This window comes from Flagellimonas yonaguniensis, from assembly GCF_029193885.1.
GTDB classification, from domain to species: Bacteria; Bacteroidota; Bacteroidia; order Flavobacteriales; family Flavobacteriaceae; genus Flagellimonas; species Flagellimonas yonaguniensis.
The window spans coordinates 70,917-97,392 of sequence record NZ_JARFVB010000014.1; the positions used below are offsets into that span (position 1 = coordinate 70,917).

28 protein-coding genes are annotated in these 26,476 nt (G+C 45.3%); 18 read left to right on the forward strand and 10 right to left on the reverse strand.

Annotation, left to right across the window (positions count from 1 at the left end; genetic code table 11):
• Position 1: 1 nt before the first annotated feature.
• The 10 genes from PY092_RS16475 to PY092_RS16520 form a co-directional block, all read right to left on the reverse strand.
• On the reverse strand, positions 2-358 hold the full coding sequence (locus tag PY092_RS16475) for a hypothetical protein (protein WP_275616909.1): 357 nt from the start codon (positions 356-358) through the stop codon (positions 2-4).
• A complete protein-coding gene (locus PY092_RS16480; RefSeq protein ID WP_275616910.1) occupies positions 291-647 on the reverse strand; it encodes a hypothetical protein in 357 nt (118 codons plus the stop codon). The genes PY092_RS16475 and PY092_RS16480 overlap by 68 nt, the downstream gene beginning before the upstream one ends.
• Before the next feature lie 10 nt (positions 648-657).
• On the reverse strand, positions 658-1,185 hold the full coding sequence (locus PY092_RS16485; protein ID WP_275616911.1) for a hypothetical protein: 528 nt from the start codon (positions 1,183-1,185) through the stop codon (positions 658-660).
• A gap of 90 nt (positions 1,186-1,275) precedes the next feature.
• Positions 1,276-1,959 carry a ParA family protein gene (locus tag PY092_RS16490; RefSeq protein WP_275616912.1) on the reverse strand — a complete coding sequence of 228 codons (684 nt, stop codon included), beginning with the start codon at positions 1,957-1,959 and terminating at the stop codon, positions 1,276-1,278.
• Positions 1,960-2,215: 256 nt separating this feature from the next.
• Positions 2,216-2,617: a helix-turn-helix domain-containing protein gene (locus PY092_RS16495; protein WP_275616913.1), complete on the reverse strand. Its 402-nt coding sequence runs from the start codon at positions 2,615-2,617 to the stop codon at positions 2,216-2,218.
• 2 nt (positions 2,618-2,619) lie between these two features.
• Positions 2,620-5,151 carry a TraM recognition domain-containing protein gene (locus tag PY092_RS16500; RefSeq protein ID WP_275616914.1) on the reverse strand — a complete coding sequence of 844 codons (2,532 nt, stop codon included), beginning with the start codon at positions 5,149-5,151 and terminating at the stop codon, positions 2,620-2,622.
• Positions 5,152-5,180: 29 nt separating this feature from the next.
• Positions 5,181-5,438, reverse strand: a complete 258-nt coding sequence (locus PY092_RS16505) for a hypothetical protein (RefSeq protein ID WP_225604018.1) — start codon at positions 5,436-5,438, stop codon at positions 5,181-5,183.
• Between the two features lie 90 nt (positions 5,439-5,528).
• A complete protein-coding gene (locus PY092_RS16510) occupies positions 5,529-7,049 on the reverse strand; it encodes a toprim domain-containing protein (protein ID WP_275616915.1) in 1,521 nt (506 codons plus the stop codon).
• A 73-nt stretch (positions 7,050-7,122) separates the two neighbouring features.
• Positions 7,123-7,947 (reverse strand): hypothetical protein, encoded by an 825-nt coding sequence (locus tag PY092_RS16515; RefSeq protein ID WP_275616916.1) that lies wholly within the window; start codon positions 7,945-7,947, stop codon positions 7,123-7,125.
• Between the two features lie 123 nt (positions 7,948-8,070).
• Positions 8,071-9,297 (reverse strand): hypothetical protein, encoded by a 1,227-nt coding sequence (locus tag PY092_RS16520; protein WP_275616917.1) that lies wholly within the window; start codon positions 9,295-9,297, stop codon positions 8,071-8,073.
• 75 nt (positions 9,298-9,372) lie between these two features.
• Here PY092_RS16520 and PY092_RS16525 point away from each other — a divergent pair, with 75 nt between their 5' ends.
• The 18 genes from PY092_RS16525 to PY092_RS16610 all read left to right on the forward strand — a co-directional run bounded on the left by PY092_RS16525 (position 9,373) and on the right by PY092_RS16610 (position 26,394).
• Positions 9,373-10,173 carry a M23 family metallopeptidase gene (locus PY092_RS16525; RefSeq protein WP_275616918.1) on the forward strand — a complete coding sequence of 267 codons (801 nt, stop codon included), beginning with the start codon at positions 9,373-9,375 and terminating at the stop codon, positions 10,171-10,173.
• A gap of 2 nt (positions 10,174-10,175) precedes the next feature.
• Positions 10,176-11,447: a hypothetical protein gene (locus PY092_RS16530; RefSeq protein ID WP_275616919.1), complete on the forward strand. Its 1,272-nt coding sequence runs from the start codon at positions 10,176-10,178 to the stop codon at positions 11,445-11,447.
• 3 nt (positions 11,448-11,450) lie between these two features.
• A complete protein-coding gene (locus PY092_RS16535; protein WP_275616920.1) occupies positions 11,451-11,735 on the forward strand; it encodes a hypothetical protein in 285 nt (94 codons plus the stop codon).
• A 238-nt stretch (positions 11,736-11,973) separates the two neighbouring features.
• On the forward strand, positions 11,974-16,839 hold the full coding sequence (locus PY092_RS16540) for an N-6 DNA methylase (RefSeq protein ID WP_275616921.1): 4,866 nt from the start codon (positions 11,974-11,976) through the stop codon (positions 16,837-16,839).
• A gap of 162 nt (positions 16,840-17,001) precedes the next feature.
• Positions 17,002-18,159, forward strand: a complete 1,158-nt coding sequence (locus tag PY092_RS16545; RefSeq protein ID WP_225604026.1) for an AAA family ATPase — start codon at positions 17,002-17,004, stop codon at positions 18,157-18,159.
• Positions 18,160-18,227: 68 nt separating this feature from the next.
• Entirely contained in the window at positions 18,228-18,527 is a 300-nt protein-coding gene (locus PY092_RS16550; protein ID WP_275616922.1) for a hypothetical protein, read from the forward strand.
• A 37-nt stretch (positions 18,528-18,564) separates the two neighbouring features.
• Entirely contained in the window at positions 18,565-19,065 is a 501-nt protein-coding gene (locus PY092_RS16555; RefSeq protein ID WP_275616923.1) for a PRTRC system protein E, read from the forward strand.
• Positions 19,052-19,270 (forward strand): PRTRC system protein C, encoded by a 219-nt coding sequence (locus PY092_RS16560; protein ID WP_275616924.1) that lies wholly within the window; start codon positions 19,052-19,054, stop codon positions 19,268-19,270. Before PY092_RS16555 ends, PY092_RS16560 begins: the two co-directional genes overlap by 14 nt.
• Before the next feature lie 36 nt (positions 19,271-19,306).
• On the forward strand, positions 19,307-20,362 hold the full coding sequence (locus tag PY092_RS16565) for a hypothetical protein (RefSeq protein WP_275616925.1): 1,056 nt from the start codon (positions 19,307-19,309) through the stop codon (positions 20,360-20,362).
• Between the two features lies 1 nt (position 20,363).
• Positions 20,364-21,071 carry a hypothetical protein gene (locus PY092_RS16570; protein WP_275616926.1) on the forward strand — a complete coding sequence of 236 codons (708 nt, stop codon included), beginning with the start codon at positions 20,364-20,366 and terminating at the stop codon, positions 21,069-21,071.
• A complete protein-coding gene (locus PY092_RS16575) occupies positions 21,061-21,840 on the forward strand; it encodes a PRTRC system ThiF family protein (RefSeq protein ID WP_275616927.1) in 780 nt (259 codons plus the stop codon). Before PY092_RS16570 ends, PY092_RS16575 begins: the two co-directional genes overlap by 11 nt.
• Before the next feature lie 15 nt (positions 21,841-21,855).
• Positions 21,856-22,143 carry a hypothetical protein gene (locus PY092_RS16580; RefSeq protein ID WP_275616928.1) on the forward strand — a complete coding sequence of 96 codons (288 nt, stop codon included), beginning with the start codon at positions 21,856-21,858 and terminating at the stop codon, positions 22,141-22,143.
• Positions 22,140-22,469: a hypothetical protein gene (locus tag PY092_RS16585; RefSeq protein ID WP_275616929.1), complete on the forward strand. Its 330-nt coding sequence runs from the start codon at positions 22,140-22,142 to the stop codon at positions 22,467-22,469. The genes PY092_RS16580 and PY092_RS16585 overlap by 4 nt, the downstream gene beginning before the upstream one ends.
• A 465-nt stretch (positions 22,470-22,934) precedes the next feature.
• On the forward strand, positions 22,935-23,681 hold the full coding sequence (locus PY092_RS16590; RefSeq protein WP_275616930.1) for a hypothetical protein: 747 nt from the start codon (positions 22,935-22,937) through the stop codon (positions 23,679-23,681).
• Positions 23,682-24,010: 329 nt separating this feature from the next.
• Positions 24,011-24,763 (forward strand): hypothetical protein, encoded by a 753-nt coding sequence (locus tag PY092_RS16595; RefSeq protein ID WP_275616931.1) that lies wholly within the window; start codon positions 24,011-24,013, stop codon positions 24,761-24,763.
• Entirely contained in the window at positions 24,760-25,245 is a 486-nt protein-coding gene (locus tag PY092_RS16600) for a hypothetical protein (protein ID WP_275616932.1), read from the forward strand. The genes PY092_RS16595 and PY092_RS16600 overlap by 4 nt, the downstream gene beginning before the upstream one ends.
• Before the next feature lie 121 nt (positions 25,246-25,366).
• A complete protein-coding gene (locus PY092_RS16605) occupies positions 25,367-25,774 on the forward strand; it encodes a GNAT family N-acetyltransferase (RefSeq protein ID WP_275616933.1) in 408 nt (135 codons plus the stop codon).
• 14 nt (positions 25,775-25,788) lie between these two features.
• Entirely contained in the window at positions 25,789-26,394 is a 606-nt protein-coding gene (locus PY092_RS16610; RefSeq protein ID WP_275616934.1) for a plasmid pRiA4b ORF-3 family protein, read from the forward strand.
• Positions 26,395-26,476: the final 82 nt, after the last annotated feature.

A 26,476-nucleotide genomic window follows, 5' to 3' on the forward strand; every position in this document is an offset into this window, starting at 1 on the left:
TTTAGGAACGCATGCTGTCCCCAACGGACAAAAGGATCCAGAAAATGGCCAGGCCAAGAATGACCTGTCCCACCTTTTTGGTAAGATCGCTCTGTTGGTCCCTTAAGTAAAGGAATACCAATCCACCCAAAATGGTGGATGTCCCAGCAATGGTCTTGACGGCACTGATGACGATATCAGCGATCCTGGAGAGGTCACGTTCCCCTTGTTGGAGTTCTTGGGTCAGTTCGTTCAATTGCCCAAAGGAATCGTGTGGTAGGCAAAGGCCCAGCCCGATAAGGAGCATGAGTTTAAGTTTCCGGGCCGGGATCGGTCTTGTCCGTAACATCCCTGTTACGGATGATCTTGAATTTTTCATTTTCTGTGCGAGTTAAGGAATTGTTCAATGCTTCACTTGAAGAGCCTTTGTTTTTGAAAGCCTCCAGGAGTTTGGAGTTGTTCTCGACTTCATCCACCTGGCTGAGTATGGTTTCCAAATCGGCTTGTTCTTCTTGTGAATTATTTACAAATTTATTATTTAAATACAAATAATCATTATTTTCTTTGATTTTTTTGGTTCCCCTTTTCTTTTTTACCAACAGGACCCAGGCCACATATATGTAATACATGGCCGTAATGCCCAATACTATTTTCCAGAAAAGGTTCAAATACAGTTTATTATAGTTTTTCTATCAGTTTCTCCAATTTGGCCCCGTTCTTATGGACGAATTCTTCCAGGACCTTCCTCAAGATCTCGTTCCGGTTGATCTTTTGTCCCATTTTATAGCCCAATCCAAGGGCCAGCCTTTCATAACCGGCGAGGCATTCCCCGCTCAGGGACATCTGGAACACATCTTTTTTGTCCCTATAAAACTCAGATTCAACGGTTTTATTGAATTCATGCCAAATTCTTTCCTCGGATTTCGTCATTTTTTTACCCTTGCTGGGACGGTTCACGTTTTCCATGGGCCGCACCACGGTTCCATCCTTTGGGGTTTCAGGATCATCCAGATCTTTGCCCAACGGTATTTTCTTCTCAGGAGTTCCCGTTATGGCATCGTTGGTAAGATCGGCGGTTTCCCCAGTTTGATCGGTCTCCATTCCGGAGGATCTTTCCTTTTTTAACCTGTCCAATATGCCATCCGTTTTGTCAATGTCCATCGTTATGGCCTTTATCAGTTGCCCAGTATCTTTACTTTTTTTCATTTGTTCACTGCTTGATTTTTGGTCCTTGTCTTTTGTAGCCATATTTCTTCCGTCCTAAAAAAATCCTTCATTGAGGGTTTCGTGGCCATATCAATTACTGGATAATTTAAGGACTTCCTCGAAAAAGTTCCTGATATCACGTGGTCCCGTTTCCATTTGTTCCGGGATGGGATGAAGGGTGCTCCTGTACTGTTCCCTGTATATGGTCTTCTCCTTGACCACATGCTGCATAAAGGGAAGGCCTGCCGTCAGGACATCGCCTTTTAAATTCGCGAACTTGTTCTTTTGGACCTCCCGATATTTGTTGAAGAAAAGATGGACCGATCGCAGTACCCGGTCCCCATTGTCCAAGAAGTTTTTCTTCAATGTCCTGTAGAAATTAAAGGTACTGTCGATTTCCAGTTCGTCATGGTCGAAGGGTATGAAGATATGTTCGACGAACATAAGGCCCTGTACCATTTCGAGGCTCAGGCTTCCAGGAAAGTCGACGATGATGTAGTCAACGTTTCCATAGTGCTGCAGGATCTTGTCCTTAATGGTCCTAACCGTTACCCGGATTATCGGATATATCGGGAGGCTGTCCTCTCCATTTTCCCCGATAAGGTCCAGTTCGCGCTGTCTTTTCTTGAAAATGGAGAATTGGGGATCGTCCACATCCAAAAGGACGACCTTCTTTCCATAGGTATGGAACAGGTTGGTGGCCAGCATGATGTTGAGGGTCGTCTTGCCCACGCCGCCTTTTTCCCCGGCGACCGAAATGATCTTTGTTTTCATATTGATATGTATTTAAGTGAGTAAAGGAATATTTATATATAGGGTCAATTACATAGGCATTTGTTCAATGGTTTGGATATTTGCTGATATAAGTATTTGTATCATCATACAGTTGGATAATCGCTCATTTGGTGAAATGTTTATTTGTATAAATGAATAAATGAATAAATGAATAAATGAATAAATGAATAAATGAATAAATGAATATTTTACTATAAATGTCCAATGCCGGTCCGTGTCAATTTTCCATCGTTGCTTAAATTTTTGATTTGAACCCTGAAAGGGCTTCCAGGATATTGGACTCAAGGGCCTTGAAACTTTCTTGGATCCCTTCCTGATAGACAAGGTTTTCCCCGATATTGCGCTTCGGGATGAACTCATTGTCCGTGGCGATGATCCACATGGGGTTGTAGCCCAAGGAATAATAGTACAGGATCAGCTTAAAGGTGGTGGGCGATATCGTACCGCGTTCCACATTGGTCAAGGTCGAATAATCGACGCCCAATCGTTCACAAACATTTTTCCTGGAATAGTGGGAATTGCGCTTGTCCGTGGTATCGTCCGCTTCGACCAGATCGTCCCGGATCTCCCTGAGCCTTTTTCCGATATAATAAAAATCCTCCGCTTTCGCGTTCTTAAGTTCGTCGATGTCCTTCATGTCTATAAATTTTGAACGGGGTAGGAGGAATAGGGTTCTTCCTCGAAAAGATCGGCCCCATCCCATAGGGCGGCCATACCTTCCCCTTTGCTATTATCTTCCTTAAAAGTAGGTCTTTCCTGTGACCCGTCCATATCCTCGAACAGGTCTGGGCCGGACATTTGGTTGAAATCCTCCAAAAATTCCAGGGCGATTTCCCTGTTCGCGTCCAGTGAAGACCCGATTTCATCCGTTATCTTATCGGGATCGAAGATCGAGGACTTGGGATGTTCCCCCTTGATCTTGAAATATTCGTCCTTGACCAGATCATCAATGTCCCCGAGTACCTTGTGGAAGGACTCGTCCAGGACCCGTTCCATTTCCCGTTCCAAGAACATCCTTCCGACAAGGTTTTCCATGAAGGCCCTTATCTGGGAGCCATAGGCTCCTTTATTGTCGACCAATTGCCCTAGCTCCTTTAAATGATCGTAGAGTTTCAGGTCACGGACCAAGGAAGTGAACTGCATTCGCTGCATGGGCCCATCGCAATTTTCCTTTGTAAAGGTTTCCAGGTAAACGTTATAGAATTCGATGTAATCGTTTTGGGCGAGATCAAGTAGGGCCACCTTGTCAAAAAAGCCGATATCCCCCATCAATGCCAGGCGTTCCCTTACCTTTTTGTCATGGTCCTGGGTCCTGAAATCCCTGGTCACCGGAAGGGGGAATTTGTCCTGGTGTTTCTTTGCCTCCATGTTCGGTCTCAATAGGCCAAAGCACAGTTTTTGCTTGATGGGATGTTCAAAGGTATCTGCCACTATACCTCCAAAATATCCGGTTGACATACGGGTTATCTTGCTCTTGGGCATCAGTTCCATCATTTGGGTGCCCATACTGGTGGTCGTGTCGTTCCTTGAGACCGTCCTGGACAGTTTTTCCTGGTGGATCTTCCCAAAAATGTCACTGATGCGCCGGGCCGTTTCCCCCTTGGCAGCACCGCTGAAGACGTTCGCACAGTTGTCAAAGATCACATCGGCCAGTTCCTTTCCGTAATCGGCGATGAGCTGGGAGACACTTTGGATGCCCAGGACAGTGGCCACCAAATGGGACCTCCCCGTATCGATGATCTTTCTAAGGCCCATGATGAAGATCGTGGGCACCTCGTCAAGGATGACGCCCATGGGCCTGCCCCCGGGCCTGTTGACCACCTGTAGGGCCTTGTTGATGATCAGCCCGATGGGTGCGGCATAGATCTCTGATCGGTCCGGATTGTTCTGCACGCACACGATCTTGGGCCTGGAAGTGCTGTTGATGTCCAATTGGAAATCATTGCCGGTCATCACATAGAATATCTCCTTGGTGGCGAGCATGGACAATGATATCTGTGCACTCGCCGTCTGACCGGCCAATTGTTGTCCCGCTTCCCGCTCCAGGGCATCCTTGAAGGGGATCATCAGGTTGCGGACTTCCATGTCCCTCAGGATAATGTCCAAGAGCACCTGTATGTTGACCGTTGAAAGGATGATGACATGGGGAAGGGTACAGATGTTGGTCCCGGTCTCCTCCGCTTTCTTCTTCAGGTACCAGATGAGCCCCGAAACAAAACTGATGGCACTCCTTGAAAAAAAATCGTTCTGTTTGATCCATTCCTTATTGAGGTTCTTCATGATGATGGTGGCCGCATCCGAGGCATCGATCTGTGACTTCATCAAGTAGGGGCTGATAGGATTGTTCCGGTGGGTCCTTTCCGGATCATCGAAGGAAATGGTGTAAAACCCAGGCAAGGAACCCAGCTGTTCCGGATCATCAGTGCCGAGTTGTTCCTTCTTTTTCAGCCAATGGTTATAGGCGATACGGGAGAGTGTATCGAACTTGAAGTCATAGATGAGCAAGGTGAACATCTTTCCGATAAGCTGCTCGATGATTTCTTCAAAAAAGGCAAACGACTTCCCACTTCCCGGTGTACCGATGATCAACAGGGCCCTGAAGAGGTTGACGAAGTTGACCCAGCCTTTTCTGATCTTTCCCTTGAAACGGTAATCATAGGGAATGTTCACAGAATAGGGGGTATCGATCTTTTGTTCCATCTGTTGGAACGTCTCGTTCCCGTCATTGAAAGGGTCTTCTTTGGAGAGGTCGGTAAAGGACAGCACCTGAAAGAGATGGACACTGCCCGATAGGGAAAACAGGAACCCCAGGAAATAGCACGGCACCGAAGACCAATACAAAACAATGTCGGGAACCTTAAGTGCATCACCGGCACCAAATAATATAATTCCAAGGGTCAGGTACGACACTCCCTTGGTATAGGTCTTTCCCGCTACCTTTTTGGGGTGGTACAACATGACCGCCGCTCCAATGGCCATGAGCAATAACAGTTTGCTTAGGTACTTTTGGTGCAGTGGCCCGAACTCCATGAAAAATCCATAGATCCATCGAAGGATCGGGCCATCGATCCCATGGTAGGCCAATAGCGCATAATGATCGATATAGCCGATCGCCGCAAAAAGGGCCACGGAGAGGAACATGGCCGAATGTGCCAACCTTTTATCTTGCATGGAAGGGAAGAATATGGTCCATTATGGAATCAACCAAAGGTCCTTTCCCTCCATCCCTCCAAAGCGATGTCGGATGCCTCCTGAAAGGAAATCCCCTTCTCCCGTACCATTTCGATGGTAGTGTCCATCAGGACCTTGGATTGGTCCCGGATGAACTGGGTATATCCATCCCCTATTTGGAGGCGGTTCTTGAGTTCCATATCGTTCTCTTCGATAAGTGCATCCAGCAGTTCATAGTAATATTGGTGGTCCTTCAACCCTTCCGATAGCTCTTCCATTATTTTCATTTGTTTAAATTTAAGTCAATACATTGAAATTTGATCATTCCCCTTTCTATGGGTATTTGGCCTGTCTTGAAAAATCCCTCGATGATAGCTTCATATTTTTATTTGTGCAGTGTTCTCCTTTGAGAACTTTTTGTGCCTAAGATGCGTCCCAATGGCCCGAAAGGGGACCATATAGGAATACCGGAGCCCAAAATCGGCCAAGACCCCAGTGGTACGTATTTCCTCCACGATGCCCTCATTGGGGGCACCCTCCGGTCCGCTGTTGGTCTTGAGAACGATCTTGTCCCCTGGGCGTATCCTATCCGGATCCACGGTCCCAAGTTGTTCGTACCTTTCCTTCTTGCTGCTTTTCAGGTCGTCGTTCCAATCCTTGCCCATCGATTTCATGATCTTGGCCCTTACAGGAAGGTACAGTCCGCCCAAGGTGGTCAAAAATGACCGTAATGCCTTGGCCATCTGTGGATCCAAGATGGTTGTGGATCTGGATTCCGAGATGGAAAATTCAAGGGCCAACTTGTCCGAAAAAAGGATGGCCTTGAACCCTTGGCCCTTTGGGAACGCATTATCGACCGAGTCTTCGATCTTACGGGCATCATGGGCCATTTGACCGCGCCGGTCCTTATGGTAGTGGATGTTCATTGACACTCTCTCCCGGTTGATTCGGTTCTCGACATAGATCCCTTTTGCCATTCCATTGATGAGCTTGGTGAAAACTTGGATGTCAAATCGGTGTCCCGTGGCATCGTTGTCGAAAATGGACACGAGCTGGATTCCTTTTCTTGAAAGAAAGGGGGTGATGAGCTCATAAAAGAAATCCAGTTTTTCGGTATAGACGTTCCCTCCAAAGGAAATATAAAGGTCACCCTTTTTTCCCTCAAGTTCATGGAAGGAGAGCAGGTCCACCCCGCTTTCCCCAAAAACGATCCGTTGGGCCCCTTCCTTTGGGGGATTGGAACTGAACAGAAAATGGTCCTTTCCGTTGAGCACCAGGCGGAATTTTTTGGATTCCCCCGTATGCCTGTCCCTATAGGGCCTGTTGTACAGGATATAGTTCCTGGGGGTTCCCCCGATATCGAATTTTGGGAAGGCCACATTGGCGATCTTGCTCCCATTGTCATTATGGTGGAAGGCATTGAAGATCCTGCCCCTAAAGGGATCGGATGCAAGGGTTTCCATCGCAATGCCCCTTTCCTTGGTCAGGTATATGGGATTGTGCATTGGTACTATGTTGTAATTTTCCTCCAAGGACTTCGTTCTGCCCCTTTTTTGGGGAACCTTTGCGTTTTGTGCAACATGTTCGTGGGAACTGTCAATGATTTCCAGGCCCTGTTCGACGGCCCTGTAAAAGTTCTCCTCCCTATTCTTTAGGAACGAAAAGAAAAGTCCCTTGTCCTCTGTATCATTGCGGTTGAAATAGGAGATGGGGTCCCTTGAGGTCATCAGGACGATCCGGTCGCCCTCCTTGGCGAATTCCATCGATCCGGCACTTTTTTTGAGCAGTACATGGCCCGTACGCAATAGATGGCCCGCAAAGTCCACTTCCCGGTTGATCTTACCGATCAACCGCTTATAATGCCCTGGATCATCTTTGTAACTTATAGTGTTCTTCATTGCCGATAGGATTGAAAAAAGCCGATATATTTGAATATGTCGGCTTTTGTTCATCAAATGGACCTTATGGCCCCTATTTGCTCATGACATTATGCCGTTTCTTTTTTTTTTCGTCCCCGACCACAACGGCACCCTTGGTTTCCAGGTCCTTTACATTTGCCTTTTCCGGGGATTTTGTAATGAACCTTTCCGCCTTGGGGCTATAGGTGACGCTATAGGTCTTCCTGCCCTTCTTGGTGGCTATGGAGATTTCCACGGCCTCTCCCTTGTTCATGGCATCGGCCTGCTGTTTGGTCAATTGCTGCCCATAGAAATAGGTGTTCTCCGAAAGGGCGGTCTTCGTCCTGATGTCATTGAGCTTTGGCTCGTAATAGGCCAGCTTCGAGAACATTTCCCCATCCTTGGTCACCCCATTGAAGACGATGGATCTACCGTCATTGACCATGGCCTCGAACTCTTCCTTGGAGAACTGGTGGTTATAGGCGGTGGCCTGGGCAAGGGTCACGGGCTGGTTCCTTTTGATCTGGACGTCCAATTTGGACCCGCTCTGGGAACTGTACATCAATTGGACGGCCTTGACACTTTCCTTGAGTTCCCCTTCGTTGACATAGGTGGAGCGATGGATGTACTCCTCTCCCTTGACCAGGGCATCTTGTACGTTCTCGGGAAGCTTGTCAAAACTGATATAGGCGCCCTCCAATTTTTCCTTGGCCTCCCCATAGGCGAACCGCTGGGCGGGGGACCGCATTTTCTCCACATAGGGACTGGTCTCGTCAATGTTGAATTCCAGGCCTCCCTGGGTCTTGATCTTTAGGATGCTTTCCTCTTTGGAGAGGATTTCCCCTTTTTGCCAAACTTGGTTCACTTTTACGAAAACCCTTTCTACTTGTTTTTCCATTTTACTGAGTATTTAATTGTTAAGGAATATTGATTTTCGTACCTTTGCGGTACTTGTTGATATTCATTTATCGATGAGTTAAGGAATATTTCGGAAAGAGGGCGGGAGCGCTCTTTTTCCATTTTATAAAGCTATCCGGTAATCCTCCATCTGCACCTCCTTCCCCTTTAATGTGATACTTTGGTCAGATTCCCATTCCAAATGCCAATTGGCCATTTTGGGTTTGAGGATATCCAATGTTTTGCCCAGATAGTTCCTGTGATAGGACCAGACAAAATATTTGATGGCACCCACCTCAAGGGGCACCCTTACCGAAATACCGTCCCCTTCCTTCCCTACCACCATACTGTGGCGGTTGATACGGAATTGATCCAGGGCCTTGTTGTACTTTAAAAAACTTTTTGCCAATCCTTGGTTGAAGTCCTTTATGGAATTATAAAAGCGCAGAAAGGATTTTTCGTCCCCTACCTGGAACTTGACCCTTAGGTCCCCTTCACCAAGTTTCAACATGAAATTGGTGTCGTCGATGAAGGAAATGAAACTGAGGTCCCGTAGATACCCTTCTATCTTTTTGCCTCCTGTGAACGAAAGGATGATCTTCTTCACCTTGGTCAATTTGCGGATCTCGAACAAGATCTTGGTGGTCTCATAATTGATCTCCCCGAGGGCCATATAGACGGCATTGTCGAGTTGGAACTTCCTGTGAAAGGCAATGGCCTCCCTGGGATCCTTGAACACGACTAACCATTCGATGGATTTGGGGATATTGGAATACCAAAGGGAATGTTTGGCATCGGATTCCCCATAGGGCCGGACCCCCTTGTCACTGTCCAGGAAATAGCCCGAGGTCTCGTTCTGGACATTGTAGAGGGGGAACAATGGCTCCCCGGAAGGAGCCTCGAAGATACGGTCCTTAAAGGCATCCGTTCCGGTAACATCGGAATAAAGCCCTTCCGACCTTCCCTTGAACGGCGCAGCGTAGGAATGGAAGTGATTAAAGTCCGTAGGGACCCTTTCCAGGCCCACATCCTTGGACATATCCAACATCAATTCCTTGGCTGCGGTCACCTGATGGTACTTTTGATCGACCTTGTCCCAAAGCGTTTCGCTCTTTTTCCCCTCTGTCCTAGAGACTTCTTCGATGATAAGGTCCGAAGCGGACAGTTTGTTCTGGGGGCTCTCCACGTGGTAATATAGGAATCCCTTTTCGGTATGGATGACCACACGGTATTTGCCGTTCCTTTTGAACAGGATATGGGTGGGTTCCCTTTTTACAGGTTCATACCCGAAATGCCCGAACAGGGCGGGGAGGTCTATCAAATGGTCTTTGTCCAACCAACGGTCCAACATATGATTAAAAATTGTTTATTTGTAAATAATTAATAAGTTTGTAACTGACACCACAAATATATAAAACTTTTTCAAATGACAATGGTTTTCAATAAAAAAGGTCTGAAACGGATATTGGGACATCTGATATCCCTCGGGAAAAAGGAGGTCCGGTACCTCATATTCCTTATCGTTGCCCTAACGGTACTTCTACTGGGCAAGGCTTTTTCCATGATGGAGGAGGATATCGGGGAACAGATGGTGGCCATGGACCGTTATAATACCTCACTCAGGGCCAGCTCGGGGAATGCCCCAATGGACAGTATGGTCTCGGACAGGGAAAGGGAGCGGTTGCTCTTTGAAATAGAGGAAAGGATCGTAAAGTATCTTTTTCAGATCCCGGACTATACCTATATGTCCTCATTGGAAACCTATTTTAGATATAGCCCGGGACTGTTGGACGAAATTCCCTCGTGTACGCCCTTGGAAAAGGGAGACTATAGGTTGAGCAGTGCCTTTGGGTACCGTGTACATCCCATTTCTGGAAAAAGAAAAAAACACATGGGACTGGATTTTGCCGCACCGAGGGACAAACAGGTATATGCCACCGCATCGGGTACGGTGGTTTCCATCGTCCGTTCCAAAACGGGGTATGGTACCCACATCATCATCCGACACCGTTTCGGTTTCAGGACCCTTTATGGGCACCTGACAAAGACCTTGGTGGGCAAAGGGCAATTCGTCCAGCAGCACGAATTGATCGGGACTGTGGGCAGTTCAGGGGATTCCACTGGGTACCATCTGCATTATGAGGTCAGCAAGAACGGTGAAAAGATCGATCCCATACCCTCATTGGACCTGAAGCGTAAGATCATACTTGAACTCATCGAACAATAATTATGGAGCCATTACAGGAAAACAGACCACTGGACCCATGGCAAAGGGCAAGAAAGCTCATGGCCAGATTATGGAACCTTAAGGAAAGGTTGTTGAACAGGGATTTTGGGGACTTTGCCACCTTGGAATATGAAAGGGTCCGCCCGGAGGACATCCGGGACATCCAAAGGCTCAAATACCACAGGAACCTGGATATGGCCAAAACGGGGCATGCGGATGCTTCGTTGAACAGCCTGATTTCCTATCATCGGAAAAAAGAAGGGTTGGTGAAACTCGACCAAGGAGTGGTTGCCATGGGAACCATCAAGGTCAGGGAAAATGACGACCTCCTGGCCTCGATCCGGTTTGGGTACGACAGACATCGGAAAGCCCCCGTTATGGCCTTGAGGAACCATGATAACATTCCCATGTGGAAACCACTGGATTGGCCGGAACTCTTGGGAAGATTGTCCAGCCTTCATCCAAAGGCAACGGACGGACTTGAGTTCGGACATTCCTTTTTTGCAAGGGACATCCAAAGGACCGTTCCATCCGATTTCGAATCCCTCGGTAAAATGTATGACCTCATTATCGAAAAGTCCTTTGGGTCCAATAAATACTTTGGGAAGGGGGTATTGACATTGGATACAGGGGTATTGGAGCATTCCTTGGAACATCTGCACAGACCGATGCTGTTCCCAGCATCGATAAAAGGCCATGAGATCCTAAGGTTGACGGAGGCCAATGCACATTATCTTGTCTTTCAACCCTTTCTCAAGACCTCTGCAGATCTGGTGCACCTAACCCGTGAAGAAATCCAAGAAATGCTCCAGAACCAACGGGTCGATCGGATTGCCAAGCTCAGGTTCGGACTTGTCCTCGGCATCAGGGAGGGGCAGTTGTACATTGGTAAAACGAACGGTGAAAAGACCCAGGGGATGGACTGGACAACTTTCAGGGAAGCCATGGAATCCCCTGTCCATAGTGCCAAGGTCAAGTACTATCTGGCCAAAAAGATCGTAAAGGAAAAGGACTTTGTGATCGAAAAAGGTGCGATCCGATTGGAAAGCGGTGGACGGACCGCTTATCTAAAAAGGCATTATAAAAATGGCCAATGGTACTTTGCCGAAACTAGTCGAAACAATCAAGAACTACATTTCAGGCCTGCAGATGGACCGGTCATGGGACACCTGCGGACCCATTTTTCGGATTCGGAAAATCTACAAATGGCATTGGATGCGATCAAAGAACAGAAACTGTACATAAGGAAAATCGAAAACACGATAAATATATGAAGCATGAAAACAAGAACAATCATCAGAACGGGCCAGTATGACCATTGGCAAAGGGAGATCGTAAGGGATGGATCGGGGACCCATTATGTACTTGTGGAGGGGGTGCCCCATCATACCACCAAAACGGGGGAACCTACATTTCCGTTACGAGACTTTGTGTTCCAGGACCTGGGAAAACCACGCACATTTGATGGCAATGATTACCCTTATGGATTCGATCCAATGCTTTATGATCTGGAAAAGGAGCAGGTCAAGAAACCCAAAGAACAGAACATATTAAAACTATAGGTCATGAGATCCATCCTTGGCATTAACGGCCCGGACAGCAGACCAGTTGTTTCTGCCAGGGTTCAATTGGACAGGGCCAAAGAACCTGAACGTGCTAACAATCTCCATTGACCTTGATGCGTCGGCATTAACATTTAAAAGAACATAACACTATGGCATTATAACCTTAAAGCGGGGGAACAACCCCTACAGGGCCGACCTTAATGGACGGTCCCACAAATTCCTTAACTCACGATCTATGAAATACTCAAAAAAGAAATATCTGGACTTTATGGTCCGGACCATCGACGCATTGCGAAATTCGGACACCCTCGGGCATACCTTCATCAACAATCCAGGGTTCGGCAATATCTTCGACATCCTCAAAAATGAAAAATACCGGGAACGGTTTTTAGGTGCATTGAACCAGTATGTGGGCGATACGTATACGGATACCCTTGTGGACAGCCTAAAAAAAGGTTCCCTGAACTCGTTCTATACCCCAGTGCCCATAATTCGGGCCATGATGGATTTTTTAGCCGGGATACCCGACTTTTCCCCAGGGACCATTTTGGAGCCCAGTGCGGGGAACGGTTTGATCATCAGGGAACTGTTGCGCAGATATCCCAAGGCCATGGTCACGGCCTTTGAAAAGGAGATCCTGACCGCACGGATCTTGGAACATAATTTCAAGCACAGGGACAATGTCCGGGTGTTCGGCATCCCATTTGAAGGTATCGGCCAGAGCGATGCCGCCAAAAGTTATGATCTGGTCATCGGCAACATACCGTTTGGCGCCAACAAGGTCTTCGACCCCGATCTGGCGGACCACCCGTTAAGGGACGGGCTTACCAGCAATGTCCATAGCTACTTTGTCCATAAAAGTCTGGAACTGGCCAAACCGGGGGGAATGGTGGTATTGATATGTACCAAGAATTTCCTCGATAAGGCAAAATATGGGCAGATCCGTGAAAATATCATTAAGGACAATGATTTTTTGGGCGGGGTCAGGTTACCGGACAATGCCTTTGAGCAGGAAAACACCTCGGTGGTTACCGATATCCTGTTCTTCCAAAAAAGCCGTACCAAGAATCCATCCTTGGAACAGGGGGAAAGGAACCGACTGTTCATGGGAACGGCAAAGATGGATCTTGAAGGCAACGAAATCCAGATGAATGCCTATTTTGATGCCCATCCCGAAAACATCCTGGGGACGGTGGAACCGGGAGGGCTTTATGACCATTCCGATTATACCGTAAAGAATCCCAACAATATAGCAACTATCGAACCCGCCATAAGGGAGGCCTTGATAACCTTTAGACCATCGAGCATAAAATCCAGAATCATAACGGAGAAAAAAACGGATAAGGCCGCTGTGCCTAGAAACCCTCAGCAGTCATATGAGGGCCCATTAAGACCGGGCAACCTGATCGTGGCGGAACAAAAAATTGCAAAGATCACCGATTCCGGCCAGTATTACTACCTGAAGACCAGACCGGCCGAATTCGATAAACTGACCAAGATCATCTCCCTACGGGACACCTATTTGAAACTCTTGGAACCCAAGGTCGTAGATGGACTGAAAATCTGGGAGGACCTTAACTATCAATATGATGTGTTCCTCTTCCAATACGGGAACCTTAACCACAAGGCCAATTACCATTTGGTGACCCTGGATGTCCAGGGACCATTGGTGCTGGCATTGGAAATTCCCGAAAAAGGGACTTTTACCAAGGGCCAATTTCTGCTTACCCCTTGGGCCTCACAAGTGGAAGAAAGCCCCGAACGGTTATCGCTACAGGATGCCATTTATTTTTCCCTGAACCGGTACAATCGGATCGATATCGATGCCATTGCCGGGCTTACGGACAAGCCGAATGAAACCGTGATCGGGGAATCCCTTTCCAAGGGCCTTTTGTTCATCGACCCGACCGAAGATGGGTGCAGGCTTGCCCCAAAATATCTGTTCTTATCAGGTGTCATCCATAAAAAGATACAATGGTACCGGAACAACGACTTTGGGGAGTTCCGTTCCTTTGTGAACAAGGACATCCTCTCCAGGTCCATTTTGGAACTCGAAAAGGTCAACCCGCCGATTACCCCGTTCGAGGATCTCGATGTCAAGATCCATGAGCCATGGTTTCCCATTGAGGTGACCCAATCCTTTATTTTTGACACCTATGGGACATTGGCGCACATAAACTACAATGATACCACGTCAAAATACATGGTCAAGATCGAAAAATACGACTATGCGAGCGTCAAAAAGTTTTACGTCAGTTCAGAACACCGATACTATGGTTTCAAGGACATTCTCGAAGGGGCCCTGAACTCTACTATACCCTATATTTCGAAGGGGTCCGGGGATTTTAAAAGGACCGATAAGACCAAGATGCAGGAAGTGAACATAAAGTTCGAGATCATGTACAGGGAATTCAACGAATATGTGATCGGGAACAGCGAACTCAAAAAGTCGTTGGAGTTCCAATTTTACTCCATCTACGATGCCAAGATCATGCCCAAGTACGATGGAAGCTATCTGGAGTTCCAGGGATTGAGACATTTTGAACCCTACAGTAGTCAAAAGGACACCGTGGCGGGGATCATCATCAACCAAGGGCTCTTGGTCAATAAGGAGGTCGGGTTCGGAAAGACCCTGGATATGGCACTTTCCACCGAAAAACTCCGTGAACTAGGCCTGTCCAAAAGGACGGTGATCATCGGCCTGAGATCGACCGTGGTGCAATTGGAAAAGGAGTTCCGAAACGCCTTTCCCCAAATGAAACTGTTGGTGGCCAACGACAGGGAGGTCGGTGGAATCCAAAAGCGGAACGCCTTTTTTGCAAAGATCGTCTCCCAACGGCCCGATGTGGTATTGATGAGCCACGATACCTTCAAGTTCATACCGCAGTCCCCCGAGATCATCAAGGAAATCATCCAAGAGGAACTGGACAATCTGGAAAAAGACCTGGGCGTGATCTATGAGAACAAGTACGATATCAATAAAAGGGTACTGAAGGGGCTGGAGATACGAAAGGAAAATCTGGAGGCACAGCTCCAGAACGTTTACCACCAGATCGAAAAAGGGAAGGACAGGATATTGACCTTTGACCAATTGGGATTTGAACATATCATGGTCGACGAGTCCCATAAGTTCAAGAACCTGATGTACACCACCAGACATTCCAGGGTAGCTGGCCTGAACACCAGTACCGGATCCGAAAGGAGCAAAAACCTGTACACGGCGATCAGGACCCTCCAAAGATCCAGAGGGAAGGACTTTCAGGCGACCTTTCTATCGGGTACGCCCATCTCCAATTCCATAACCGAGGTGTACGTCCTGTTCAAGTACCTGATCCCGGAAAGACTCACGGAGATGAACATAGCTTCCTTTGACCAATGGGCCCAGGTTTTCGCCAATAAATCCTATGAGTTCGAGCCCACGGTCTCAGGGGACTATAAGGTCCGTGAGCGGTTCCGCTCCTTCAAGAAGATGAAGCTGCTGTCCACCCTGTACAATGAAATTTCCATCATTGTCAATGCACGGACCCACCATATCGATCGGCCCAAAGCGGTAATGGATGTGCATACCATCAAGCCCACCGAGGGCCAGTTGACCTATTTTGAACAAATAAAAACCTTTCTTGGAACAGGGAACAGTGACCATCTGTATGGCAACAAGACCTATACGGAGGACCAAAAGGGGGCACTTTCCCTGATTGCGCTGCACCATATGCGGCATGCCTCCATCGATCCCAGATTGCTCAACCCCGATCTGGAGGATCCCGGGGAGGCCAAACTGCGGATCATCGCCCGTGAGGTCTATCGGACCTATACCGAGAGCAATGGTTTTAAAGGTACCCAGGCGATTTTTTCCGATCTGGGCACCCCAAAGGACACCTTTAACGTTTATTCGGAGATCAAGCGAATCTTGACCGAGGAATTTGATGTTCCGTCCGAAGAGGTGGTGTTCATCCACGATTTCAAGACCGATGGAAAAAGGCTCCAATGCTTTGATGACCTGAATTCGGGCAAGTACCGTATCATTATAGGCTCGACGGAAAAATTGGGAACCGGGACCAATATCCAGCGAAGGATGGTCAGGATCCACCATGTTGATATCCCCCACCGGCCCACGGACGTGGACCAGCGTAACGGAAGGGGGGCAAGGAAAGGGAATGAAATGGCCAAAAAATATTGGGACAATAAGGTCACCATCTCCTTTTATATCGTCGAGAACTCCACCGATGCCCTGATGCTCAATAATGTCAATACCAAAAAGAACTTTATCGAACAGATCACCAACGGAACCATCCAGTTCAACAGACTGGACATGGGCCCAGTGGACGACAACGGGTCCATCGATTACAAGACCCTGTTGGCCGTGGCCAAGAACGACCCGCTCTTCCTGGAAAAGGAACAACTGGGCAAAAGGTTGGAAGAGTTGCAACTGGAACGGTCCATCTTCAAACGGAACAGGCTTGAAGCGGAGAACAATATCCGGTTCCATTCCAGGGAGAAGGAAAAGGTGTACAAGAACATTGAAAAGCTCGAAATGGACCTACCGTTATGGCAATTGATGGAAAGCAAGGAAACCTATTACGGCATTATCAGAAATGCTATGGGGCTTCCGTCCAACACCCAGGATACGGATATTGGACAGGCCATTATCGATTTTTTTGAAAAGCACAAGGGCATGGTTTCGGAACATCAGGTCCTAAAGATGGATGGGGCAAGCCTGTGCATAAGGATAGAGGATGTAGAGACCCATTCCCTATTTGTCCGGACTGACAATGCGACCTATGGACATGGGGCCAGACGGATCGTTACGAACCCCAAGAGTGTTGCCGATTATATGTACAATACCCTTTCCAAGATTCCCCGGTCGATCAAGGATCAAAAAGAACTGGCCCTTGACCATGGACACCACATTACCGCCAACCAAAAGATCTTGGACCTTGATTTTGATAAATTGGACGAACTCAAGAAGATGGAAACAAGAATGGAACAGATCAACGAGGAGCTTGACAAAAAGTTCGATGTAGATGTTTCCAAGGAAGAGCCCGAAAAAACGCAAGTGTCCGCCCCACATTCCCAAAACGTGGGGGTTGACCGCTCTTTATGAGCATATTATGGATTTCCCCTTTGCTGGGAGATTTGATACTGCCATCGAAACCAATACAATGGAATCGATCAGCATGATCGGCAAAAGAATGAGGAATACTAAATATTGAATATTAACCCAATATTTTATACTTTTAGGTATTATACCATAAGGTAAAAAATCATGAAATCACCTTTTATATATGGTAAAACGGTCAGTAATGACGCCTTTACCGATAGGACCCAGGAATCCGAGAAATTATCGAACAATCTGCTACAGGGAATAAATACAATAATCATCTCACCCAGAAGATGGGGCAAATCCAGTTTGGTGGAGAAGGTGGTCAATACGATCAATGGTACGCAGACGGACCTAAAGACCGTGGTCATCGATCTCTTTTCTGTATCGACCGAAGAAGAATTTTTGGAACTTTTTGCCAAAGAGGTCATCAAGGCTTCTTCATCCAAATGGCAAGATTGGTTAAAGTCAGGGAAAGACCTTTTCAAACAACTGGTGCCGAAGCTCAGCGTCGGGGTCGATCCTTCCTCGGATTTTTCATTGAGTTTTGACTGGGAGGAACTAAAAAGGCACAAGGACGAAATATTGAACCTGCCCGAAGTGATCGCCCAAAAGAAGAACATACGTTTTGTGGTCTGTCTTGATGAATTCCAAAACCTTGCGACATTCCCCGATTATGAAGGTTTGGAAAAAAAGATGCGGGCCATTTGGCAGCGACAGAAAAAAGTATGCTACTGCCTTTATGGGAGCAAAAGGCATATGATGACCGAAATATTCAACAATACCTCAAAACCATTCTATCGTTTTGGGGACATTATACTGCTCCAAAAAATCAGTGGGGAGGATTGGCACCAATTTATTTTGGAAAGTTTTGAAAGCACGGGCAAGACCATTTCAGAAGAAATGGCCCGAAAAATCCCGCAGTTGATGAAGGACCATTCATGGTATGTACAACAATTGGCACACTATACTTGGCAGAAAACGGAAAAAAATGCCAAGATGGAAGAAGTGGCCGAAGCATTGAACGAATTGATACAGGCCAATTCCCCATTGTACCAAAAAGAAGTGGAAAATATCAGTGGCACCCAATTGAACCTGTTAAAGGCTATAAGCAAAGGGGCCAAGCAATTGACCGCTGCGAAAACAATGCAGGAATATAAATTGGGCACTCCCAGAAACGTGAGCAAGAACAAGAACATTTTGATCAATGAGGACATAATCCACGAAACGTCCAATGGTTTTGAATTTTTGGACCCAGCATTTGAACTCTGGTTCAAGAAAACCTATTTCAACCAGGATTATCTGGACCTGCTCCATCCTTAAATATATAATATCCACATAGGAGGCAAGGACAACATTTCCCGTCCATCCAAGTTTTTGTTCTATACCCTATGTCCCCTGTTCCTGCGGAAGTTGAAGACCCTTCCCTTCGGTCGGGCGTTCAACCCCCTCGGAACCGCGCACAAAAGCAAGCGGGCGAAAAAACGCCCACTTGCATTTATCTTTCCACCGCTCGAATCATTCTTTTCCCTACCCATAAAATGGGACAACGACCCCTATCGACCCATGGATCCTGTCATGGGAAAGGGCACCCTGACGGGTGCTTTTTTGTGGAAAGGGAGGAAGAAGAAAAGGGTGGATATTTCCTTGGATTTCCCTATCATGCCTACTTGTTGATCGTATATTTATAATAGTTAAGTAATTGTAAAACAGTTAAATACATTTTTTATGAACCAATTTTTTTCATCCCTTGAGAAAACGGGGATACGACAGTTGGGGCTGAGCATCACCTTTTCCGATGGAGAGGTATCGGTGTCCGTTCTGCCCAAGAGCCATGCCGATGACAAGGGGCTGAAATCCCTGAGACCATTGAGCCTACGGGCAAGTGTCGAGGAAATGGACAACAAGTTCTTCGAGGCCGTCCAAAGTCCGTTGGAGCGTACAAAGACCATGTTCGACAGTGTGGAGGCCTATGAAGCATCACTAAAGGTTTCAGAAGGCAGGACGGCAAAGGCCAAAAAGCAGAAAGAATCTGTGGGCAAGAAGGCCACCGCCTTGCAGAACCTTATCAAGGAAAAGGATTTCAACCCGATCAAAGACCATGAGAGGGCGATCAAGGCAGCCAAAGAGATCTTGGCCATTGACCCAGATCACAAAGAGGCCAAAAAGGTCTTTGAGCAAATGTCCCAATATGAATCACCAAACCTTTTCCAAGATGCAGATCGCTAACATAACGAGAAAATACATCTTCCTGAACGGTAACAGGGAGAAGATCGAACTGGAGGACATTGACCTCGAAATGGGGCATGAACGGATCATGGAGCATTATTCCACACTATATCCCGAACTCACCAATGCCAATGTCGTGGACAAGGGCATCAACGATGGTTTCCATGAGATACACTTCCAATCATTGGCAGGAACCAAAGGTTGACAAAATGAACGTAGATGAATTTTTAACCAAAGGAAAATGTACGGCACCATCAAAGATCATCAACTCACGAGAACTCACGGAGTTCCACAACGACCTGTTCAGGGCGTTCCAACAGGACAGCCACCGTACAGGGACAAGGCGGATGAAGGCATTGTCAAAAAGGACAGACTGCTTCCTGACGTGAACGTATGGCCCATTGCCATTAACGATATATCGGAAAAGTATTCAGGGGACGGACTTCGCCAATTGGCAGGGCTGATGGTGGAGGTTACCCGAAAGTTCACGGGGAGCATCGATTCTTGGAGGTTCGATGAAAGGGACAGTCTGCAAGACCTTATTCTCAGATGTGCGAACAGGCTCAGGGACAGGGCAAGGGTCGATTTGATTGATGTATATCGCAATTGCGATGGGGAGTTGGAACTTGACCTGAAACGGTACATCGGGAACAAGGGCAATATCTACTGTATAAACCTAAAGCCATTGTACGGAATGAAGTGCAAGAATAGAAAATTGTTCGATATACTCCTATCCTTTATCAAGGGACTTCCCTTTGATTCGATCTTCGATACGTTTGAGGACAGGATCGATTGGATATGGACTTTTTTGATCGAGGAAATGGAATATTGCAGGGAAGCCCCCAACGAGGATTATGGGGAGAGATTGAAAGGTTCGGTGGACTTCCTTTCACGGTACGAGAAGAAGTACAACGACTTTGAGGTAAGGGACTGGAAATCCCGATTGGAAAGCTATAGACCCAAAAGGGAGGTGTACAAGAAACTAAAGGAACTCCTTTTGGCCTCGGAAAAGTTGGATTTTCAGGTGGTACAACGGATATCCGTCCGTGACGGTTATGAGAGCATGGTCGATTTTTACCATACGTTCCTGATAACCGATGATGGCGAGAGCGAATTTACCCGATCGTACATCAACATGCTCAATGATTGCTCCAACGAGTACGACCTGCTCTCCACCTATGCCCATGCGACCATAGGCAACGATGGGATGGGGGAATTTGAGGAGGGACTGGAGGAAAAACTTAAGGAAGTGGAAAACTTTATTTGTGAACTGAACGAACTGATAGAACGGATTTGATATGGAAAAAATCATGGAATTGGACATGGACGATCATTTGGTGCCAAAATTTGCATTGATAGGCTATGCCAGTACATCGAGTTATTACAATACGGAGCATTATTTTGCGTACCATAGGATAGTGGGGGAATGTCTTACAGCGGGTATGCCCCTGACCAAGGATACCGCAAGGAATCTGTTCAGATGTCTGGAAGGGGAATTGATAAAATTTTCCTTTAAGGGATTGTTGCCCAAGAATCTGGTACATATTGATTTCAAGGGGGAACTCCATTTGATATGGATCGTCCATCCAAAACGGCATACCCTTTATTTTGATGAAAAGATGGGCATTCCGATAGGGCAGTACCCCCTCCCCAAACTGATCTTTTCGTTGAAAGGGAACACGTTGAACGTATTCTCCCTAAAGCGGAGCGAAGTCCTTGACGGGGATACAGGACTATGCCATGCCCCCTTGCCCAATGTCAATGCACGGGGGAGGGTATGCATGGGCAATGTTTCCATGGACTACGACGGATTTGAACACTATGAGGACATCATGGGATTTATGGAAAAACAGTTCTTTTCTTCGGTGTTCACGGAAACCCACCATAACGACCTGATCAAGGGAAACCTTGTGCAAACGATGAAACACCTCAATGGGAAACAGCGTTTTGACGATGCCCTTCTCATTGCGAACAACAAGACCATAAAACAACTTTATGAAAGATAGGATACATATTGCACCCAATTATTTTTTCAACCCTACACACCCGATCACTATCTCATTGATAGGGGTGGGAGGGAATGGCTCCCTATTCCTTGCGAGATTGGCAAGGTTGGATCACGCCCTTTGCCAAACGGGACATCCCGGACTGCACGTCAGGGCATTTGACGGGGATATTGTCGAACCCATGAACATCGGTAGGCAATTGTTCACCCCACATGACCTTGGACAGAACAAGGTGGTCAATGCCCTGACCAAGATCAACCGTGCCTTTGGGCTGCAATGGGAAGGAATACCGATGAATGCCATGACCTTTGGCGATGACATCAGATCGAACATCGTCGTGACCTGTGTGGACAATGCCAAATACAGGACAGCACTTTCTTTGGCCTTACAGCACCCCCATAAGGGCTCGGAACATAGGACAATGTTCTATTGGATGGACATAGGTAATAGTAGGGACACGGGGCAGTTCGTTCTAGGCAGTCTGTTCGAGGAAGATAGAAAATTGGACGATGGTTCTTTGGAGTGCGTAAGCAGACTTAAGAAGATAACCGACCTCTACCCGAATTTGGAAGATCATGATACCGAACCCCAACAGGGAAGGGGATGTGCCTATGCCGATCGGTTGATGGAACAGTCCCTGTACATCAACGATGTCTTGGTGGCGCACGCATCGGACTGTCTGTTCAGATTGTTGTCGCACAGGCAACTATGTGTCCACGGAGGATTTGTGAACCTCAAAAGCGGAATTGTCAACCCCATAAAAGTATAGGACAAAATTAAGGATATGGACAAAGTATTTATAAAGGCCTCCAATTATTGGGCGATCCATGATCTTGCCCTGTTGGGCGATTGGAGCAGGGTACAGGGAACAAAACTACAGGCCCTTTACCATCTTGTACAGTGTAGGGGCAAGGTCTTGGACGGCCCCCATGACAGTGGGTACAAAGGGATAAAAGTACTGGAATATGGTGACGGGTGTTACATCGGCTTTATCCGTATGGCCTACAATAAGGACACTTTTTTCCCCTGCAAGCTCCATGTTGTCAGCTTACAGGAACTGGTAAAAAAATGAACAGAAAAAAATCGGTATCGAAGTTACCCTACCTGTCATTGATCGGGTTTTTGGGAACCGATTTTATCACGAATTGGAAATCGAACTTAAAATCAAAGATTATGACATTTTCGGAACTTTATAATGATCTTCCCTTGGTGGGTTTTCTATGGGTGGTTCTTTACACTTATTTAGGGATCCTGCGTATCAAACGATTGTTGAGATTGCCATTTTTATTGGTGATCATCCTTATTGGGCTTATCCCAGGCATCTGGTTTGTACTTCCCATATTTGCCGTTTTTGAACTGAGTGTACAACTGACGAAACTGATTGGACAGCTTTTGTAGGCTGTTCTATATATCCAATAAAACCAATAAAGGGGTAACAAATAAAACAATTGATGTTTTGGAAGACCCTTTTATTATTTGGTAAAGGGTAATATAGAATTTTATTAACATAAATGGCAATCTATTTTTTGCACTGATTGGATGGAATTATATTTTTCAAAACGAGATGTTTGATTTGTTCGTAACTCAGAAACAAAGAGAAACAGAAAAGTTAAAGAAGAATGTTCAAAAAGGACATATAAGGTTTATACACCTTTAATTAAACAAATTTAATTTGAACTGAATGCCACCAATACATACCGACGGCAAAAAACCCATGGGAAAATTATTCATAAAGGTACCATGGTTTAAGGAGGATCGCTCGGCTTACGGACTCCTTTTATTTTATGGATCGAACCAACAAATATGCTTTGAAAAAGGGCTTTTGATCATTTTTGTCCTATAAACTTAAAATTCAAGAAAAAAATGATTGATTCACTTATCAAAATGTTCAATAAAGAGTTAAGTTACAAATACTTGGTATATCGCCATTTGACTTTAAAAGAGAAGCTTTTAGACTTATTCCCGTTCATCTATCTTTTTGTTTTATTCTTTAGCGCAATCGTTGCTATCATCGGGCCTAGGTTACGGTGGATATTGATACTGCCTCTTTACTTATTTTTAGATTTTTTCTTGATTAAATTGAAGCCTAGGGTTTCTTTAATCTCATATCTAGAGAAAAAAAGGTTAAAAATGGTAATGGCCGTGTTTAGGGATAGAAACGACGTTAAAAATAAGTGCAAATCTTTCAGTAAATCATTCGAAAAATATAAAAAACGAGAGGTAAGGAAATATTTAAAAAGCTATGATCCTGTAATAGCTTTGGAATGCATCAGATATAAAGAAAGCCGACAATTGACGATGACGTTATTTTTTGCGGGAGCATTTATCTTGATGGCATCTGAGCAAATCGCTAAAACCATAGAGAAGATACCTTTTTACAAAGATTTCAATATCCAATTTCAAGAAATCCTTGACTATTCCAATAATTATGAACCTAAATATGGATATGTGCTTTTCGCATTCATTGCATTGGCGATTATGCTTGGTTTGATTTCTATATTTTTTAAGGCAGTTCCTTATATATTTTTTAAATCGTATATGGATATAAAATCCTCCAAGTTAAAATCCCTTAGAGTGCTGGTGGAAGATATTGCCATGAAAAAGAAATAAGATCCTTTTGGGATACTGTCTTGATAGTTGAGATTATCTTTTCTGACAACAAAGGTTATGGTCATGACATGTTCGAAATATGGGAGAATGGATATACAAAGTCCTTAAAAGAAAGGCGGGATGCTCCTTTGTGATAAGGATAACCGTACATTTATTAAAATCCCTATGTTTGGATGGAGTAAAACACAACTTTGTAAAAAAATGTTTTTTGTGGCCGAATATTGGGCATTTTCCACCCTTTTCTTTTCCTCCCCTTCCACACTTTTGTAAATTTATGATGGATAGGTTTTCTGTTTTCTAGGATATGGGCGGCCTAATGAATCAAAAGAATGAGTGAAACCGCTTATAATATATTGGATTTTAATGGGCCGATAGGCAAAGAGGTCTTTTCCGATATGGTCAAGGAACTTGGGCCAAAGGAATCGGTGAAATTATCATTGGAACAGCTTGGCACGCTTATATCCCTTGTTTTCACCTACGGAATCCACTATGACGAATTGACGGAGGATAAACACCCTCTTTTTTTTAAAACCCTTATGGAGGAAAAGCTCCCGTTGTTTCAAGTTTCCCAGACATTTGCCGGACACCTGTTGAACAATTTGGACCAAGGAGGCAAGGCCGAGTTCCAACAGCTCCTCCAAATGGAACACAACATTAAGGAAATTCTTTCCAATGAAAGGTTGTTGGATTTTGTGGAAATGGAGTTGCTGGACCCTACCACCTCTTTTCGAAAATGGGAATACGGACGTTACGTGATGGCCTATATTGGTCAAAAGGTCTTTGGCCATATCAAGTGGGATAAGATTTTCGATAAAAAAGGTTGCCTTCAAAAATTGGAAGAGGGATTGGACAAACAGGATGGAAAGATGGATTCCCAAGAAAAATTGTTCCTGCAATTGATGGCGAAGGGAATGTTGATGCCCCAAAAGACCAATATGTCTGAATTCCTGCTCATGGGTTCCTATGTTCAGGAAAATATGATGAGGCTTTCGGTAAGGATGAAAGATCTGTCCGAGATATTGGGAAGTGCCATCCAAAAGGAAATTTCAAAACAAAAGGGCAAGGAAGGGCCAGGTCTATGATTGATTCGGATGTATTGCTCAGACATCTCCAGAAATTGGGAAAAGAGGAAGCCCCCTTTATAAGGGGCAAGCAATACACCCTATCCCAAGTCAAGTTGGCTGAAAAGATTGTCCAAGACCTACAACATGATTTGGAAAGGGCCTTAAGAAAGCCCAAACTATCCCGTAGAAGGGCATTCATCGTCATATTGCAGGAACTCTATTATGATTTACCTGAATATCCAAGTGAACTATCGCTAGATAGTATCCATAGAAGGGCTTCACAACGGTTTGAGTATATGAACCGAAATGCAAAAGTGTTCAGGACGCCGACACATGTACACCCCAAAGATCCATGCACATATTATGAGGACAATGCATATGGAAAGGCAAGGTATAGGGTTGCATTGGAACATTTGGTGAAAGGATCATCCGTATACTTTCAAGAGACCGATGCAGAAGCTTCACTTAGGATCATATATTGGGAAATAGTGCTTTGTTGATGTTGGAGAATATCAGGGATGATGGCTTTTATTGATTTATGAATTTTGTTAATTAGAGGTTTAAAAACTAATTTGTCATTTTAAAATCAATGTATTTTCTATAATGACCTTAAGTTAAAAAATGATAGAATACAAAGTAGAGCATAACTTGAAAGTCGAGGAGTTTAGAGAGGTATTGATAAATTCCACTTTGGGAAACAGAAGACCAATTAACCATCATGACACCTTGAGGAAAATGGTCGAAATGGGAAACCTTACCATTACGGCAAGGCATAAAGGTAAACTTATAGGTGTTTCCAGATCGTTGACCGATTTTTCATTTTGTACTTATCTATCCGATTTGGCAGTTGATCTATCATATCAGAAAAGAGGGATAGGGAAAGAGTTGATCAGAAGAACAAAGATGGAAGCACCTGACGCCAAATTGATTTTACTGGCTGCTCCTGAAGCCATTTCCTATTATCCGAAAATTGGAATGACCCATTATGATTTTTGCTATTATTTGGATAAGGCAGAGGACTTGATTTAATAAATGGTTGAGTATTGGGTAGGGTTTTTAAGTTTCATATTGAATTACAGGGGAGTAATCCGAAAATTTGGCGTGAGTTCCTAGTGGATTCCAATATTACGTTTTATAGGCTACACCACATTATACAGATAGTGATGGGATGGGAGAACTATCACCTTTTTGAATTTGAATCGGATACATATCGTATTGGCCAACAATACGAGGAGGATGGATACCATGGTCCAAATGAAGTGATCAGCGCACAAAATCTTAAAATCAGAGATGTGCTAAAGGACAAGGAACAAACATTTTCATATCTCTATGATTTTGGCGATTTCTGGCAACATGGGATAACATTGGAAAAGATAATCGATGATTTAAGGATTCCCTTTCCCATTTGTTGCCATGGCGAGTTGAATTGTCCCCCAGAGGATGTAGGTGGTTTGCCAGGGTTCTATAATTTTTTAAGGATTATGGGGAACACAAAGCATCCTGAACGTAAACATTTGAAACAATGGGTCAAGGAGAAGAATGTTGCCTTTAAGGGAAGGTATGATGCGAATAAGTTCTATATCGAAAAAGTCAATTTCTCCTTAATGGAATTGGATGATTATATTGAGGATTGGGAAGCTGAAGATTAAATCGATTTCTTTAATGGATACGAATGGTTATATGTGGTTTCATAAATATGGACACAAGAGACGGAATTCGTATGCTATATCG

Coding starts and splice junctions, on each gene's coding strand:
- PY092_RS16475 (WP_275616909.1), bottom strand. CDS start 358: ATGAAAAATTCAAGATCATCCGTAACAGGGATGTTACGGACAAGACCG.
- PY092_RS16485 (WP_275616911.1), bottom strand. CDS start 1,185: ATGAAAAAAAGTAAAGATACTGGGCAACTGATAAAGGCCATAACGATG.
- PY092_RS16490 (WP_275616912.1), bottom strand. CDS start 1,959: ATGAAAACAAAGATCATTTCGGTCGCCGGGGAAAAAGGCGGCGTGGGC.
- PY092_RS16495 (WP_275616913.1), bottom strand. CDS start 2,617: ATGAAGGACATCGACGAACTTAAGAACGCGAAAGCGGAGGATTTTTAT.
- PY092_RS16500 (WP_275616914.1), bottom strand. CDS start 5,151: ATGCAAGATAAAAGGTTGGCACATTCGGCCATGTTCCTCTCCGTGGCC.
- PY092_RS16505 (WP_225604018.1), bottom strand. CDS start 5,438: ATGAAAATAATGGAAGAGCTATCGGAAGGGTTGAAGGACCACCAATAT.
- PY092_RS16510 (WP_275616915.1), bottom strand. CDS start 7,049: ATGAAGAACACTATAAGTTACAAAGATGATCCAGGGCATTATAAGCGG.
- PY092_RS16515 (WP_275616916.1), bottom strand. CDS start 7,947: ATGGAAAAACAAGTAGAAAGGGTTTTCGTAAAAGTGAACCAAGTTTGG.
- PY092_RS16520 (WP_275616917.1), bottom strand. CDS start 9,297: ATGTTGGACCGTTGGTTGGACAAAGACCATTTGATAGACCTCCCCGCC.
- PY092_RS16525 (WP_275616918.1), top strand. CDS start 9,373: ATGACAATGGTTTTCAATAAAAAAGGTCTGAAACGGATATTGGGACAT.
- PY092_RS16530 (WP_275616919.1), top strand. CDS start 10,176: ATGGAGCCATTACAGGAAAACAGACCACTGGACCCATGGCAAAGGGCA.
- PY092_RS16535 (WP_275616920.1), top strand. CDS start 11,451: ATGAAAACAAGAACAATCATCAGAACGGGCCAGTATGACCATTGGCAA.
- PY092_RS16540 (WP_275616921.1), top strand. CDS start 11,974: ATGAAATACTCAAAAAAGAAATATCTGGACTTTATGGTCCGGACCATC.
- PY092_RS16545 (WP_225604026.1), top strand. CDS start 17,002: ATGAAATCACCTTTTATATATGGTAAAACGGTCAGTAATGACGCCTTT.
- PY092_RS16550 (WP_275616922.1), top strand. CDS start 18,228: ATGTCCCCTGTTCCTGCGGAAGTTGAAGACCCTTCCCTTCGGTCGGGC.
- PY092_RS16555 (WP_275616923.1), top strand. CDS start 18,565: ATGAACCAATTTTTTTCATCCCTTGAGAAAACGGGGATACGACAGTTG.
- PY092_RS16560 (WP_275616924.1), top strand. CDS start 19,052: ATGCAGATCGCTAACATAACGAGAAAATACATCTTCCTGAACGGTAAC.
- PY092_RS16565 (WP_275616925.1), top strand. CDS start 19,307: ATGTACGGCACCATCAAAGATCATCAACTCACGAGAACTCACGGAGTT.
- PY092_RS16570 (WP_275616926.1), top strand. CDS start 20,364: ATGGAAAAAATCATGGAATTGGACATGGACGATCATTTGGTGCCAAAA.
- PY092_RS16575 (WP_275616927.1), top strand. CDS start 21,061: ATGAAAGATAGGATACATATTGCACCCAATTATTTTTTCAACCCTACA.
- PY092_RS16580 (WP_275616928.1), top strand. CDS start 21,856: ATGGACAAAGTATTTATAAAGGCCTCCAATTATTGGGCGATCCATGAT.
- PY092_RS16585 (WP_275616929.1), top strand. CDS start 22,140: ATGAACAGAAAAAAATCGGTATCGAAGTTACCCTACCTGTCATTGATC.
- PY092_RS16590 (WP_275616930.1), top strand. CDS start 22,935: ATGATTGATTCACTTATCAAAATGTTCAATAAAGAGTTAAGTTACAAA.
- PY092_RS16595 (WP_275616931.1), top strand. CDS start 24,011: ATGAGTGAAACCGCTTATAATATATTGGATTTTAATGGGCCGATAGGC.
- PY092_RS16600 (WP_275616932.1), top strand. CDS start 24,760: ATGATTGATTCGGATGTATTGCTCAGACATCTCCAGAAATTGGGAAAA.
- PY092_RS16605 (WP_275616933.1), top strand. CDS start 25,367: ATGATAGAATACAAAGTAGAGCATAACTTGAAAGTCGAGGAGTTTAGA.